Raw genomic sequence first — 13311 nt, 5'->3', positions numbered from 1 at the left:
AATATCCCGAGAATTGGGATTCTCCGCTCTTTGTGCTAAAGTATTCGCCCGCTGGTAATTTATACTGGCGGTCGGACAGGTAATATTGCGAGATAAAGCGATGATCAAACAAAGGACATTAAAACGTATTGTTCAGGCGACTGGTGTCGGTTTACATACCGGCAAGAAAGTCACACTGACGTTACGCCCTGCGTCGGCTAACACCGGGGTCATCTATCGTCGCACTGACTTGAATCCACCGGTAGATTTCCCGGCTGATGCAAAATATGTGCGCGACACCATGCTGAGTACTTGCCTGGTGAACGATGAAGGCGTGCGTATTTCAACCGTTGAACACCTGAACGCCGCATTGGCGGGCTTGGGCATCGACAACATTATTGTTGAAGTTGATGCACCGGAAATCCCGATCATGGATGGCAGTGCCGCGCCTTTTGTCTATTTGCTGATGGACGCTGGCATCGAAGAGCTAAGCAGCGCGAAGAAATTCGTACGCGTTAAGCAAACGGTGCGTGTGGAAGATGGCGATAAGTGGGCCGAGATCAAGCCGTATAACGGTTTCTCACTCGACTTTACTATCGACTTCAAACATCCAGCGATCGACTCAAGCTCGCAGCGTTACCAGCTCAACTTCTCGGCTGAGAACTTTGTTCGCCAAATCAGCCGTGCGCGCACCTTTGGCTTTATGCGTGAAATCGAATATCTGCAGTCTAAAGGCCTGTGCCTGGGCGGTAGTTTAGATTGTGCGATTGGCCTTGATGATTTCCGCGTATTAAACGAAGACGGTCTGCGCTTTGAAGACGAATTTGTTCGTCATAAAATGCTCGATGCGATCGGCGACCTGTTCATGTGCGGTCATAATGTTATTGGCGCGTTTACCGCCTTTAAATCGGGCCATGCGTTGAACAACAAGTTGCTACAAGCGGTTCTGGCTAAACAGGAAGCCTGGGAATGGGCGACCTTCGAAGATGAAGCTGAACTGCCACTGGCATTCAAAGCACCAAATTTAGTTCTGGCGTAAGTCAGACATAAAACGGCAGGTTTCGCTGACACCCTCTCCGGTCAGTTAAACCTGCCGTTTTTTATTGCCTCATTTTTATTCCTGCCAAGCCGATCTCAATTCGCTGTAGCAACTGGCGAAACCCTGTACAAAAAAACGTGAATTCCGCCGAAGCCCCTTTAATCACTGGTGTCGAAGCCCCACATAAGTGCTATCATCTGGCGCTCACATAAGCTGGGTAACGCAGATTTTTGCTACCGCTTTATTACTTTATTCAATGCATTGTGGACGGATTGTGATCGGGATTTTCTCACGCTGGCGACAATTAGGCAGACGCTATTTCTGGCCACATCTCCTGTTGGGGATGGTGGCGGCCAGTTTAGGTTTGCCTGCCTGTGCGCAAAGTTCTGAGCCGAAAGCAAATGATTCGCCGATCAGCAGCCTGTTTGTCGGCAATGTTGTCCACTTTGACCATCTGATTCGTCTGCAGGAAAGCGCGCGTCGACCGAATTTCAACGTCGATTACTGGCACCAGCATGCGATTCGCACCGTTATTCGCCACCTTTCCTTTAGTATGACGCCGCCCGCTCAGGCGGAAGCCGATCAAGCTGTGCCGCTGGCGGCACAAAAGCTGGCGTTGATAGGTTCGCTTCAGGCGTTGCTGACTTCTCCGGCGCAATCGCTGACTGTTGTTGAGCCGCAACAAAACCTGCGTCACAACGAACCACAAATCCTTTCCTCTGCTGATTGGCAGGCTGCTATTCATGGCATCCGCGCCGGGCCTTTCATTGCTTAACTGCTAACGTTTTTTCCACATCCTGAATCAGATTTTGCAGCCCGTGAAATCACGGCTGAATTGAGAAAAATTTATCATGTTAATCAAATTATTAACTAAAGTATTCGGCAGCAGCAATGATCGTACTCTGCGCCGTATGCGCAAAATCGTCGACGTCATCAATAAGATGGAGCCGGATTTCGTAAAGCTCTCTGACGATGAACTGAAAGCGAAAACTGACCTGTTCCGTGAGCGCCTGAAAAAAGGCGAAAGCCTTGAGAGCCTGATTCCTGAGGCCTTTGCCACCGTACGTGAAGCAAGTAAGCGCGTCTTCGGTATGCGTCACTTTGATGTGCAGCTGATTGGCGGCATGGTGCTCAACGAACGTTGCATCGCAGAGATGCGCACCGGTGAAGGTAAAACCCTGACCGCGACCCTGCCCGCTTACCTGAACGCGCTGAGCGGCAAAGGCGTGCACGTTGTTACCGTCAATGACTATCTGGCGCAGCGTGACGCCGAAAATAACCGTGCACTGTTTGAATTCCTTGGCCTGACCATCGGCATTAACCTGCCAAACATGCCAGCCGTGGCGAAGCGTGCAGCTTATGCCGCTGACATCACCTACGGCACCAACAACGAATACGGCTTCGACTACCTGCGCGACAACATGGCGTTCAGCCCGGAAGAGCGCGTGCAGCGTAAGCTGCATTACGCATTGGTGGATGAAGTCGACTCAATCCTGATCGATGAAGCTCGTACGCCACTGATCATCTCTGGTCCGGCGGAAGACAGCTCTGAGCTGTATACCAAAGTTAACAAGATCATCCCGCATCTGGTGCGTCAGGAAAAAGAAGACTCTGAAACCTTCCAGGGCGAAGGCGATTTCTGGGTCGATGAAAAAGCGCGCCAGGCACATATGAGCGAGCGCGGCCTGGTAAAAGTTGAAGAGCTGCTGGTTAGTCAAAACATCATGGTAGAAGGCGAGTCACTCTACTCACCGACCAACATCATGCTGATGCACCACGTTACTGCGGCGCTGCGTGCTCATGCACTCTTCACCCGCGATGTTGATTACATCGTTAAAGATGGCGAAGTGGTCATCGTTGATGAACACACCGGCCGTACCATGCAAGGTCGCCGCTGGTCAGATGGTCTGCATCAGGCGGTTGAAGCGAAAGAAGGCGTGGAAATCCAGAATGAAAACCAGACGCTGGCTTCCATTACCTTCCAGAACTACTTCCGTATCTACGAGAAACTGGCCGGTATGACCGGTACCGCAGATACCGAAGCATTCGAATTCAGCTCCATCTACAAGCTCGATACTATCGTGGTGCCAACCAACCGTCCGATGGTGCGTAAAGATATGGCCGATCTGGTCTACATGACCGAGAAAGAGAAGATTGACGCCATTATCGAAGACATCCGTGCCTGCACTGCTAAAGGGCAGCCGGTGTTAGTGGGTACAATTTCGATTGAGAAATCTGAAGTCGTTTCCAATGAACTGACGCGCGCGGGCATTAAACACAGCGTACTGAATGCCAAATTCCATGCCAGCGAAGCGGATATCGTTGCTCAGGCGGGTCAACCTGCAGCGGTTACTATCGCAACCAACATGGCCGGTCGTGGTACCGATATCGTGCTGGGCGGGAGCTGGCAGGCTGAACTCGCCGCAATGGACGAGCCAACCGAAGAGCAGATTCAGGCGATGAAAGAAGCGTGGAAACTGCGTCACGATGCGGTGCTGGCTGCAGGCGGTTTGCACATTATTGGTACTGAGCGTCACGAATCTCGCCGTATCGATAACCAGCTGCGTGGTCGTGCGGGTCGTCAGGGTGATGCCGGTTCTTCACGCTTCTACCTCTCGATGGAAGATGCATTAATGCGTATCTTCGCTTCAGATCGCGTATCGAACATGATGCGTAAACTGGGCATGAAGCCAGGCGAAGCAATCGAGCATCCATGGGTGACTAAAGCGATTGCCAACGCGCAGCGTAAAGTGGAAAGCCGCAACTTCGATATTCGTAAACAGCTGCTGGAATACGATGACGTTGCCAACGATCAGCGTCGCGCCATCTACAGCCAGCGTAACGAACTGCTGGATGTTTCTGATGTGTCTGAAACCATCAATAGCATCCGTGAAGATGTCTACAAAACTACCATTGATACCTACATTCCGCCGCAGTCACTGGAAGAGATGTGGGATGTTGCCGGCCTGGAAGAGCGTCTGCGTAACGACTTCGATCTCAACTTGCCTATTGCTGAGTGGTTGGATAAAGAGCCCGATCTTCACGAAGAGACGCTGCGCGAACGTATCATGACCCACGCCGCGGAAAGCTATGCTGCCAAAGAAGAAGTGGTTGGCGAAGAGATGATGCGCAACTTTGAGAAAGGCGTGATGCTGCAAACGCTGGATTCGTTGTGGAAAGAGCATCTGGCAGCGATGGATTACCTGCGTCAGGGCATCCACCTGCGCGGTTATGCCCAGAAAGATCCGAAGCAGGAATACAAGCGTGAATCCTTCTCTATGTTTGCGGCGATGCTTGAATCACTGAAGTACGAAGTGATTAGCACCCTGAGCAAAGTTCAGGTGCGCATGCCAGAAGAAGTGGAAGCGATGGAGCAGCAGCGTCGTGAAGAAGCTGAGCGTTTAGCGCAACAGCAGCAGCTGAGCCATGTTGATGATGCCACCGCAGCAGCCGAAGCGTTAGCCGCACAAGGCGGGGAGCGTAAAGTGGGCCGTAATGATCTCTGCCCATGTGGTTCCGGCAAAAAATACAAGCAGTGTCACGGCCGTCTGGCCTGATAAAAAAAGGAGCCTTCGGGCTCCTTTTTTTTTGCTGACGATTTAGCGTGTTATCGCCATGAGTTTCTCTTCGTTTAGGCGCACGCCATGATACGGCAGCGTGACCAGCAAACCATCCGGTAAGCCAGCTCGCTTCAACAGCGCCCGGCTTTGGAACAGTAGCTGATGGTAATTGTTATCGCTGATGCTCGGATAGCTCTCATTCCAAACGGTGGCAATAATCTGACGCTTCGAGGTAATCCGCAGCAACAGACAGGAGAAGAATCGTTTTTGCGCTTCATTCAACGAAATAACTTTGTGTTCAGGCCACCATGTTAAGGTGTTCTTTGCGCTGTCTAACGTCAGGATGTCATGAAATACCAGATGGCGTAGGGCATGTAATTGTTCCGGCGTAGTTTGCGCCAGAAACGTTGTTTCTTTGAATTCCATAGGTAGTCGGGTTTAACAGAAGAAAGTGCTGCGAGTATTCCCAACATTCCCGGTTGCGATCCTTACGACATGTCTTAATCACTGGCTTTTGTAGGGCGTGGGACGTCACTTTCCGCTCAACGGTTAACATCACTCGATGTCTGATTTACACTCAGCGCTCATTTTATTAAAAAAGCGGAATCCAGCTTATGAAACACCTGCAGGTTGCGGTGGGCATCATTCGCAATACAGAACGTCAAATCTTCCTTGCCCAGCGTGCGGCAAGCTCCTATATGGCGAATAAGTGGGAGTTTCCCGGCGGAAAAATTGAACAAGATGAATCTGCCGAGCAGGCGCTCAAGCGTGAGCTGATGGAAGAAACCGGTATTGAAGTCACGTCGGCAAGCGCGATTGGTCAGGCCGATCACAGTTATGAAGATCTGCGCGTTACGCTGCATTTCTTCCTGGTTGAAGGCTGGAACGGCGAACCTTATGGTCGTGAAGGTCAGCCACAGCGTTGGGTCGAACAGCAGGATTTGGTCGCGGATGAATTTCCGCCTGCGAACCATGAATTGATCAGCCGATTAGTGGCTGGCGAGATTTAAGTGAAGGGGCGCTAAGCCCCTTACTTTTTACTGCTGTTCTTCGCTCCAGTCATCGCTGTCCATCTGGTCACCGCTGTTGGGAATACGTTTCTCTTCTGCTGCCCATTCACCTAAATCAATCAGCTGGCAACGTTTGCTGCAGAATGGCCGCCACGGGCTCAACTCATCCCAAATCACATCGCGACGACAATTGGGGCAAGGTACGGTAATTATCTCTTCCGGCATAACTTCCTCTAACAACAAGCTAATTCAAAATTCAGTCGGGCTGGTACTTCTCCACGTTCGCTGTCTAATGGCAGGAAACGAATCGCATAACGGCTTTTGTGACCCGAGACTTGTGGGTACAGCGCGTCTTCCAGAGTTAATTGCAGGCGCAGTAAATCGGATCCTTCGGCGTTATCCTGATAAAAACCGTTGAGGCTGGTTTGATGACGAAATATGCCAGACTGACGCACCAAATCGAGGATCATCGTCAAACTATTACGCAGCGGATTCAGTGATGCCAGCCAGCCATTCACCTGAACATCTCGCACCGCTTGCTCCTGATGCAGCCAGATGTGCAGGCTGGGTAGATCGAAACTGCAGCAGCCGCCGGGAATGCTCAAACGCTGACGTACCAGAGCAACCAGGCGATCTTCACGTAACTGTTGGCCCATGCGCGGTGCCGCCATGAGTTCGCTTGAGCATTGCTTCAGCTGCTGACGCAGATCATTCACGCGCAGTTCATCAATGCCTGGCACATCCAGCCAGGCGCGTAATTTTTGTTGCTGGCGCTCCAGTTCTTTTAACAATTCAGTGCGCATATCTCCGCGCTCAAAAATATCCAGTAAATCGCTAAGAATACGGAAAACGCCGAGTGCTGATACCGAACCGTTAACCGGCACCGTTTCATGCAGCTGATCAATCAGATATTCGACGCGCAGCCAGGTGCGCATCTTCTCATTCAATGGGTGTTCAAACAGAACAATTGTGCTCATGATGTTAATCCTTTCCGGTTGCTGCCAGGCGTAGATAGCGCTGGTGAAGCTCAGCAACGCGCGGTAGCACCTGTTCAGGCGTACCACTGTTATCAATGATGTCATCCGCACAGGCCCGACGCTGTTCGCGACTAGCCTGTGCGGCAAGAATATTTTTCGCCTGACTTAGCGAAATACCATCTCGCTGTTGGGTGCGTTGCAACTGCGTGGCGGTATCCACATCCACGACCAACACGCGATCGGCCTGATGCTGTAAGCCGTTTTCGACCAACAGCGGCACCACCCAAAGCACATAAGGTGAGGTGGCCAATAATTTTAATTGTTGCGTGCGGGCGTTGATGAGTGGATGAAGCAGCTGATTGAGCCAGTTTTTCTCTTGTGGCTGTTGGAAAATAATTTCACGAAGCCGCGCACGATAGAGCGTGCCTTCTGCCGTCAAAATGGTATCTCCATGACGCTGAGCAATCGCCTTTAGGGCAGGCGTTCCGGGCTCAACAACTTCTCTGGCAATGACGTCAGCGTCAATAATATCAACGCCTAGCGCTGCGAAAGCGTTGGCAATAGTGGTTTTACCACTGCCAATGCCGCCGGTGAGCGCAACGGTATAAGGCATAGCGTTCTCGCAAAATTTATATCGTGAGCGGCGATTAACCACAGCAAGATGAGAGCATGATCACAATCAATTTTCTCAGCTAAATTTAAGGGATTGTAGCCTAAATAAAGTGAAATTCGCAGTCTTGTCGCGGAACGAATGGCGCGTATGATAACGACACTGGAGCCGTGAGCGCTACCCGAACCGCGGTTCGTCGTCACTAACCAGGATAATCAGCTATGCGCATTGAAGAAGATCTAAAACTGGGCTTTAAAGATGTTTTGATCCGCCCAAAACGTTCCACTTTGAAAAGCCGTTCCGAGGTTGAGCTGGAACGCACCTTCACCTTTAAACACTCAGGCTTGAACTGGAGTGGCATACCGATTATTGCCGCCAACATGGATACCGTCGGTACTTTCACGATGGCTGAAGCCCTGGCGAGTTTTAACGTACTGACCGCAGTGCATAAACATTACAGCGTGCAAGAGTGGCAGGCATTTGTACAACGCGTGCCAGCGGCGGTGCTGAGTCATGTGATGGTCTCATCTGGTACATCAGAATCAGATTTCACGAAGTTATCCGCCATTCTGGCGTTATCATCGCAGCTCAACTTTATCTGCATCGACGTTGCTAACGGCTACTCTGAGCACTTCGTTCAGTTCCTGCTGCGCGTGCGTGAAAGCTTCCCAGGTAAAACCATCTGCGCAGGCAACGTGGTTACCGGTGAAATGGTGGAAGAGCTGATTTTGTCTGGCGCAGATATCGTCAAAGTGGGTATTGGCCCCGGCTCAGTGTGCACTACACGCGTGAAGACCGGCGTTGGTTATCCTCAGCTTTCTGCCGTTATCGAGTGCGCAGATGCGGCACACGGTTTAGGCGGACAGATCGTCAGCGACGGCGGCTGCTCGGTTCCAGGTGACATTGCCAAAGCTTTCGGGGGCGGTGCAGATTTCACCATGCTCGGCGGCATGCTTGCGGCACATGACGAGTGTGAAGGAACCATCGTCGAAGAACAGGGTGAGAAATTTATGCTGTTCTACGGCATGAGCTCCGAATCGGCGATGAAACGCCACGTTGGCGGTGTTGCGCAATACCGTGCGGCGGAAGGCAAAACCGTGCGGTTGCCGGTGCGCGGCCCGGTTGAGGAGACGGTTAAAGATATCCTCGGCGGTTTACGTTCGGCCTGTACCTACGTCGGTGCTGAACGATTGAAAGAGCTGACGAAACGCACTACCTTTATCCGCGTCGCTGAACAAGAGAACCGCGTGTTCACTCGCTGATCTCTGCCAACGGGCGCGCATCGAGCGTGCCCGTCATCGAATGGCATCACCAAGACCAAATACCGGCAGATACATTGCAATCACTAAAGTGCCAACTATCCCGCCGATTACCACCATCATCATCGGTTCCAGCGATGCCGCCAGAGCATCAGCGCGCGCTAATGTTTGCGCCTCATGCCACTCCGCCAGCCGTGCCAGCATCACATCTAATGCACCCGCTTCTTCACCCACTCGGATGAGTTGGGCACAAAGAGGTGTAAACAGCAGATGCTGTTGCAGCGCCTGATGCAGCGGCGCACCCGCAGCAATGTGTTGCTGCAACTGAACGATGGCATCGCGCCACAATCGCGATACCAAGGTCACTTCAACCGCCTGCAGGCTTTGCAACAAGGTCAAACCGGATTGTTGTGTAAGTTGCAGGATGGCGTATATCTGGCTGAGCTGCCCGCCGCGCCACAGCGAAGATAACAGTGGCATGCGCAGTAACCATTGATGTACGCGCTTTTGCCACGGTACCGAACGTCGATAAGTCTGCTGCACAATCATCAGTAATACGGCACCTACCAGCGACAGCGGCAGCGCGGCCTTCTGCAGCAGTTCTGACAGCGACATCACTGCAGCAGTAAAAGCGGGCAGCGGCGCATCAAAACTGGCATAGACAGAGACAAATTCTGGCAAAACAAACAGCAGCATGCCAGCACTGACCGCGAGCGCTACCAGCAAGATAAACAGGGGATAGCGCAGCGCCTTCACCACTTTTTGCCGTAAGTATTGCTGCTTGCTTTGCTGCTGCGCCAGTTGGCGACAGCACTCGTCTAGTTGGCCGGTTAATTCACCCACTTGCATCAAAGCGGGAAACAGCGGGGGAAAGATTTGCGGCCACTCCTGCAAGGCTTGCGAGAAGGGCTCACCGGCGATGACGCGGCGCTGCAATCCTTTCAGTAATACCCGCCAACCGGCATGAGGATGGCCTTCTGCCAGCAGAATCAGACTTTCCGCCAGCGGCAAGCCGGCCTTTAGCAGCGTCGCCAGTTGCCGCACCAAATCGATTTTTTGCTGCCACTTCCAGTCGCGCGAACGCCAGCATTTTCCACGCTGCCAGTTTACCGGCAGCATGCCGCGATCGGAGAGTTGATTGAGCAACGCATCCTGGCTGGCATTTAGTGATTCGCCCTCCTGCAGCACGCCCATGGTATCAAGAGCCTGCCAGCGGAAATGATAGAGATTAGCCATCGCCCAGTCCCACCACGCGCTGCATCTCTTCAAAAGAAGTATCGCCGCGACTTACTGCTTCCAGCCCCGCAGCCAGCAATGTTTTCATTCCCTGTTCATTTGCCAGCGTTAACAGATGTTCCAGCGGCATATCTGCCGAGATAGCATTTTGCAATTTGCTGGTTAGCGGCAAGACTTCAAACAGCGCCAGCCGCCCGTAATAGCCGGAGAAGCAGTGATCACAGCCCGGCGCTCGCCAGGTTTGCAGTGTGCCCGGCCAGAGTTCGGCCGGCAGATGGGCGATGGCTTGTCCCGGCTGACGGCAATGCACGCACAAGCGTCTGACCAGACGCTGCGCCACCACCAACTGCAAAGCGGGGCCCAGCAGATAACCGGGAATATCCATCTGGCGCAGGCGCGTCAGGGTTTCAGCAGTCGAGTTAGTATGCAGTGTGGAAAGCACCAGATGGCCGGTCTGCGCTGCTTTGACGGCGATGCTGGCCGTTTCGGCATCACGGATTTCCCCCACCATAATCACATCGGGATCCTGGCGCAGTAGTGCGCGCAGCACACGATTGAAATCGAGCCCGCTACGCGGCTGGATCTGTGTTTGATTAATACCATCCAGCGGGATCTCAACCGGATCTTCCACGCTACAAACGTTCTTCTCTGGCACATTAAGCGCGCTTAACCCGCTATAGAGCGTGAAGGTTTTACCGCTGCCGGTCGGTCCGGTGACCAGAATCAAACCCTGCGGTTTCGCTAGCGCGTTTTTCAGTAAACGCAGCTGTGCTGCGGGCATGCCGAGTTTATCGAGGGTGATGGCGCTGTTTTCACTTTGTAGTAGCCGCACCACGGCTTTTTCGCCCTGGCTTACCGGTAGCGTTGAGAGACGAAACGCCGCCAGTTTGTCCTCTATTTCCAGCGTAAACTGTCCGTCCTGCGGCAGACGCCGTTCGGCGATATCCAATCCTCCGAGAATTTTCAGGCGCGCCAGAATCGCAGCGGGTTGTGCTTCAGAAGGCTGAGGTAGTTTGTGCAACACGCCATCGATGCGCAGACGCACCCGCAGTCCATGGCGCTGCGGTTCAAAATGCACATCTGAGGCGCGCCGCTGAATGGCCTGGCGCAAAATCTGATCGACCGCGTTAATCGCTGACTCAGCGCTGGCCTGTTCACGTGGTGCTGCAGCGACATCCGGCTCGTGCAGCAACTGCTCAAGCCGTGCCGCAGGCCAGCACTCGACCTCCACCTTGCACTGGCTGGCGAACTGTAGCGCTTCCAGCAGCAGCGGATCGGGTGTGTCGGCTACCGCTACGCGCAGTAGCGTGGCGTCATGGTGCAGAATCACCGCCTGATAACGGGCGCACAACGTGTGCAGCGCACTATTAGGTTTGTCCATCAGTTGGCATCCTTGTCGGCAAAGCGAAACTGCTCGAGGCAGCTATCGCGCAGGCTGCTGTTATCGCTGGTACAAGTGCGTTGCCAGCTCAACGTGCCATCCGTTGCGCTCCAAATCGGCAGCATTTCAACCGTTAATCCGCTGAGACTTTCCTGGCCGGTCAGGTTGATGGTTCCGTTGACCACGCTCAGCGTTGCCACATAGCGCGAACCTTTGGCCACCGGAATGCCGCGTTCTCCTGCCTGACACTGCGCCGGTCCGCCGCGCTCAATGGCACAGAGTTCTACTGCTGTTTTGTACGGCACCATGGTTTGCAGCATGTCGGTGAGCGCTGCGCGTTGCAGGTAGTTTTGATAAGCCGGTAAACCGATGGCGCTGAGAATGGCGACGATGCCAATCACAATCATTAATTCGATAAGGGTAAAACCGCGTTGTCTGTCCATAGTGAGGCTCCTTGTTGTGGAGCCGCTACGGTAGAAAAGGGCGAGGGAAAGCGGAAGTCATGGCTGCGCGAGGCTGGAAAGCATCGCGCAGAGAATCGTCAGATTTACAGCGGAGATAACAGCATTTTGGAAGCCAGCTCGCATATCTGCCGCACTAACACGCGGCAGAACGGGGCATTAAAGCTCGCGGAAACGCATCGACAGATCCAGCGCGCGCACATGTTTGGTCAGCGCGCCGACAGAGACATAATCAACGCCGGTCTGGGCAATTTGTGGCAGCGTGGTTTCGGTTACGTTGCCAGAGACTTCCAGCAGCGCGCGTTTGTGGGTTAGCGCAACCGCTGCATGCATCATCTCAAGGCTAAAGTTGTCGAGCATGATGATGTCCGCTCCGGCATCGATGGCATCCTGCAGTTCCGTCAGCGATTCAACTTCAACTTCTACCGGCACATCCGGCGACAGCCACAGCGCTTTTTCTACGGCGTTACGCACCGAGCCGCTGGCGATAATGTGGTTTTCTTTTATCAGGAAAGCATCCGAAAGGCCTAAACGGTGGTTATTACCGCCACCGCACAACACCGCATATTTCAGCGCGGTACGCAGGCCTGGCAAGGTCTTGCGTGTATCAAGCAACTGGGTTTCGCTGCCCGCCAGCAGGGCGACATAACGGCTAACCTCGGTGGCCACGCCAGAGAGCGTCTGCACGAAGTTGAGTGCGGTGCGTTCTGCGGTTAACAGCAGGCGCGCCGGGCCGGTAAGCTCGAACAGCAGCTGATCGGCAACCAGCGCTTGTCCATCTTCTACATGCCAGTTAAGAGTGACTTTATTACCGAGCTGGATAAAGACTTCCTCTACCCAGCGTTTACCACAAAAAACACCGGCTTCACGGGTGATGACTTTTGCCACCGCCTGCTTTTCTGCTGGCAGCAGCAACGCGGTGATATCGCGATCCGCATCCACTTCGCCACCTAAATCCTCCTGAAGCGCCCGGGCAACGGCTTCCGGGATATCCTGTTCTATACGTTTAATCAGTTCCTGACGGCGATGATCGGGATCGTAACGACGCGTTGCCATGGTTTTGCCCCTCCACAAGACGAATTTCGTGCGCTCACCTTAGCCTGATCTATCGACCATTGCCAGTTGCTGGCGGTGAAATGTTTAGTATCCTGAACTCGGCTGCGTCGGCGCATTAAGTCGCAAGTCTGCTGGATGAAACATGTTATTCTCAGCCTGATTTTGCTTAGGATTTAACAGCATGAAACTGGAAGAGGGCTGGATTACCAGCGCGCGTAAAGTACCTTCACCACACTTCAATCAGCGTCCAAATGATGAAGTGCCCTCGCTGTTGGTGATTCACAACATCAGTTTACCGCCCGGTGAGTTTGGCGGGCCGTGGATCGATCGCTTATTTACCGGCACGTTGCCTGCCGATGCGCATCCCTATTTTGCGGACATCGCCCATTTACGCGTGGCGGCGCACTGTTTAATTCGTCGCGACGGCGAGCTGGTGCAATACGTCTCTTTCGATCAGCGCGCCTGGCACGCCGGCGTGTCGCAGTTTGAAGGACGTGAAAGCTGCAACGATTTTTCCATGGGCATTGAACTGGAAGGCACTGATACGCTGCCCTATACCGATGCCCAGTACGCGACTTTGCAACAGGTGACTCAACTCCTGCTGCAGCACTATCCGTTGACGCCAGCGCGCATCACCGGCCATAGCGATATCGCACCAGAGCGGAAAACCGATCCCGGTTCCTCTTTTGACTGGTTGCGCTATAAAGAATCCATCAGGCAGGAGAATCCCTGAGACAGCAGGA

At 53.2% G+C, this 13311-nt stretch carries 14 protein-coding genes; 6 read left to right on the top strand and 8 right to left on the bottom strand.

Annotated features, from left to right (window positions below; all coding sequences use genetic code 11):
- Positions 1 to 100 precede the first annotated feature (100 nt).
- The 3 genes from lpxC (at position 101) to secA (ending at position 4575) form a co-directional block, all read left to right on the top strand.
- A complete protein-coding gene (gene lpxC / locus Q3H59_RS16750; RefSeq protein ID WP_097094933.1) occupies positions 101 to 1018 on the top strand; it encodes a UDP-3-O-acyl-N-acetylglucosamine deacetylase in 918 nt (305 codons plus the stop codon).
- Between the two features lie 274 nt (positions 1019 to 1292).
- Entirely contained in the window at positions 1293 to 1793 is a 501-nt protein-coding gene (secM, locus tag Q3H59_RS16745) for a secA translation cis-regulator SecM (protein WP_338064763.1), read from the top strand.
- A gap of 76 nt (positions 1794 to 1869) precedes the next feature.
- Positions 1870 to 4575, top strand: a complete 2706-nt coding sequence (gene secA / locus Q3H59_RS16740; protein ID WP_101762109.1) for a preprotein translocase subunit SecA — start codon at positions 1870 to 1872, stop codon at positions 4573 to 4575.
- Positions 4576 to 4617: 42 nt separating this feature from the next.
- On the opposite strand, the gene Q3H59_RS16735 is transcribed toward secA, so the two are convergent.
- Positions 4618 to 5004 carry a response regulator gene (locus Q3H59_RS16735; RefSeq protein ID WP_101762108.1) on the bottom strand — a complete coding sequence of 129 codons (387 nt, stop codon included), beginning with the start codon at positions 5002 to 5004 and terminating at the stop codon, positions 4618 to 4620.
- A 188-nt stretch (positions 5005 to 5192) separates the two neighbouring features.
- Between Q3H59_RS16735 and mutT the strand changes: the two genes are divergently transcribed.
- On the top strand, positions 5193 to 5588 hold the full coding sequence (gene mutT, locus Q3H59_RS16730; protein WP_101762107.1) for an 8-oxo-dGTP diphosphatase MutT: 396 nt from the start codon (positions 5193 to 5195) through the stop codon (positions 5586 to 5588).
- A gap of 27 nt (positions 5589 to 5615) precedes the next feature.
- Here mutT and yacG read toward each other — a convergent pair whose 3' ends face one another.
- Genes yacG through coaE form a run of 3 tightly spaced genes read right to left on the bottom strand, consistent with a single transcriptional unit; the run spans position 5616 to position 7178 of the window.
- Entirely contained in the window at positions 5616 to 5813 is a 198-nt protein-coding gene (yacG, locus tag Q3H59_RS16725) for a DNA gyrase inhibitor YacG (protein WP_277974522.1), read from the bottom strand.
- An 8-nt stretch (positions 5814 to 5821) separates the two neighbouring features.
- The gene (gene zapD / locus Q3H59_RS16720; protein ID WP_101762106.1) at positions 5822 to 6565 is read right to left on the bottom strand and encodes a cell division protein ZapD; all 744 of its coding nucleotides are present in this window, start codon (positions 6563 to 6565) and stop codon (positions 5822 to 5824) included.
- A gap of 4 nt (positions 6566 to 6569) precedes the next feature.
- Positions 6570 to 7178 carry a dephospho-CoA kinase gene (gene coaE, locus Q3H59_RS16715; RefSeq protein ID WP_101762105.1) on the bottom strand — a complete coding sequence of 203 codons (609 nt, stop codon included), beginning with the start codon at positions 7176 to 7178 and terminating at the stop codon, positions 6570 to 6572.
- Between the two features lie 218 nt (positions 7179 to 7396).
- Here coaE and Q3H59_RS16710 point away from each other — a divergent pair, with 218 nt between their 5' ends.
- Positions 7397 to 8437, top strand: coding sequence for a GMP reductase (locus tag Q3H59_RS16710; protein ID WP_110867529.1), 1041 nt, complete (start codon positions 7397 to 7399; stop codon positions 8435 to 8437).
- A gap of 33 nt (positions 8438 to 8470) precedes the next feature.
- On the opposite strand, the gene hofC is transcribed toward Q3H59_RS16710, so the two are convergent.
- From hofC to nadC, 4 genes are all read right to left on the bottom strand, one after another.
- Positions 8471 to 9670, bottom strand: coding sequence for a protein transport protein HofC (gene hofC, locus Q3H59_RS16705; protein WP_277974523.1), 1200 nt, complete (start codon positions 9668 to 9670; stop codon positions 8471 to 8473).
- Entirely contained in the window at positions 9663 to 11051 is a 1389-nt protein-coding gene (gspE, locus tag Q3H59_RS16700; RefSeq protein WP_309835920.1) for a type II secretion system protein GspE, read from the bottom strand. Before gspE ends, hofC begins: the two co-directional genes overlap by 8 nt.
- Positions 11051 to 11494 carry a prepilin peptidase-dependent pilin gene (ppdD, locus tag Q3H59_RS16695; protein WP_101762101.1) on the bottom strand — a complete coding sequence of 148 codons (444 nt, stop codon included), beginning with the start codon at positions 11492 to 11494 and terminating at the stop codon, positions 11051 to 11053. The genes gspE and ppdD overlap by 1 nt, the downstream gene beginning before the upstream one ends.
- A gap of 177 nt (positions 11495 to 11671) precedes the next feature.
- On the bottom strand, positions 11672 to 12568 hold the full coding sequence (gene nadC, locus Q3H59_RS16690) for a carboxylating nicotinate-nucleotide diphosphorylase (protein ID WP_192412385.1): 897 nt from the start codon (positions 12566 to 12568) through the stop codon (positions 11672 to 11674).
- A 181-nt stretch (positions 12569 to 12749) separates the two neighbouring features.
- On the opposite strand from nadC, the gene ampD reads away from it, so the two are divergent.
- Positions 12750 to 13301, top strand: coding sequence for a 1,6-anhydro-N-acetylmuramyl-L-alanine amidase AmpD (gene ampD / locus Q3H59_RS16685; RefSeq protein ID WP_101762099.1), 552 nt, complete (start codon positions 12750 to 12752; stop codon positions 13299 to 13301).
- Positions 13302 to 13311 lie beyond the last annotated feature (10 nt).

This window comes from Pantoea sp. SORGH_AS_0659 (assembly GCF_031453915.1).
GTDB lineage: Bacteria > Pseudomonadota > Gammaproteobacteria > Enterobacterales > Enterobacteriaceae > Pantoea > Pantoea leporis.
The sequence above is the reverse complement of the archived record's forward strand: the minus strand, read 5'-3'. Positions and strand labels throughout refer to the sequence as shown.

Excerpts from the sequence above, each read along its gene's own strand:
- gspE (WP_309835920.1), bottom strand. The coding sequence starts at position 11,051 with ATGGACAAACCTAATAGTGCGCTGCACACGTTGTGCGCCCGTTATCAG.
- Q3H59_RS16710 (WP_110867529.1), top strand. The coding sequence starts at position 7,397 with ATGCGCATTGAAGAAGATCTAAAACTGGGCTTTAAAGATGTTTTGATC.
- yacG (WP_277974522.1), bottom strand. The coding sequence starts at position 5,813 with ATGCCGGAAGAGATAATTACCGTACCTTGCCCCAATTGTCGTCGCGAT.
- zapD (WP_101762106.1), bottom strand. The coding sequence starts at position 6,565 with ATGAGCACAATTGTTCTGTTTGAACACCCATTGAATGAGAAGATGCGC.
- hofC (WP_277974523.1), bottom strand. The coding sequence starts at position 9,670 with ATGGCTAATCTCTATCATTTCCGCTGGCAGGCTCTTGATACCATGGGC.
- mutT (WP_101762107.1), top strand. The coding sequence starts at position 5,193 with ATGAAACACCTGCAGGTTGCGGTGGGCATCATTCGCAATACAGAACGT.
- Q3H59_RS16735 (WP_101762108.1), bottom strand. The coding sequence starts at position 5,004 with ATGGAATTCAAAGAAACAACGTTTCTGGCGCAAACTACGCCGGAACAA.
- lpxC (WP_097094933.1), top strand. The coding sequence starts at position 101 with ATGATCAAACAAAGGACATTAAAACGTATTGTTCAGGCGACTGGTGTC.
- secA (WP_101762109.1), top strand. The coding sequence starts at position 1,870 with ATGTTAATCAAATTATTAACTAAAGTATTCGGCAGCAGCAATGATCGT.
- coaE (WP_101762105.1), bottom strand. The coding sequence starts at position 7,178 with ATGCCTTATACCGTTGCGCTCACCGGCGGCATTGGCAGTGGTAAAACC.
- ppdD (WP_101762101.1), bottom strand. The coding sequence starts at position 11,494 with ATGGACAGACAACGCGGTTTTACCCTTATCGAATTAATGATTGTGATT.
- nadC (WP_192412385.1), bottom strand. The coding sequence starts at position 12,568 with ATGGCAACGCGTCGTTACGATCCCGATCATCGCCGTCAGGAACTGATT.
- ampD (WP_101762099.1), top strand. The coding sequence starts at position 12,750 with ATGAAACTGGAAGAGGGCTGGATTACCAGCGCGCGTAAAGTACCTTCA.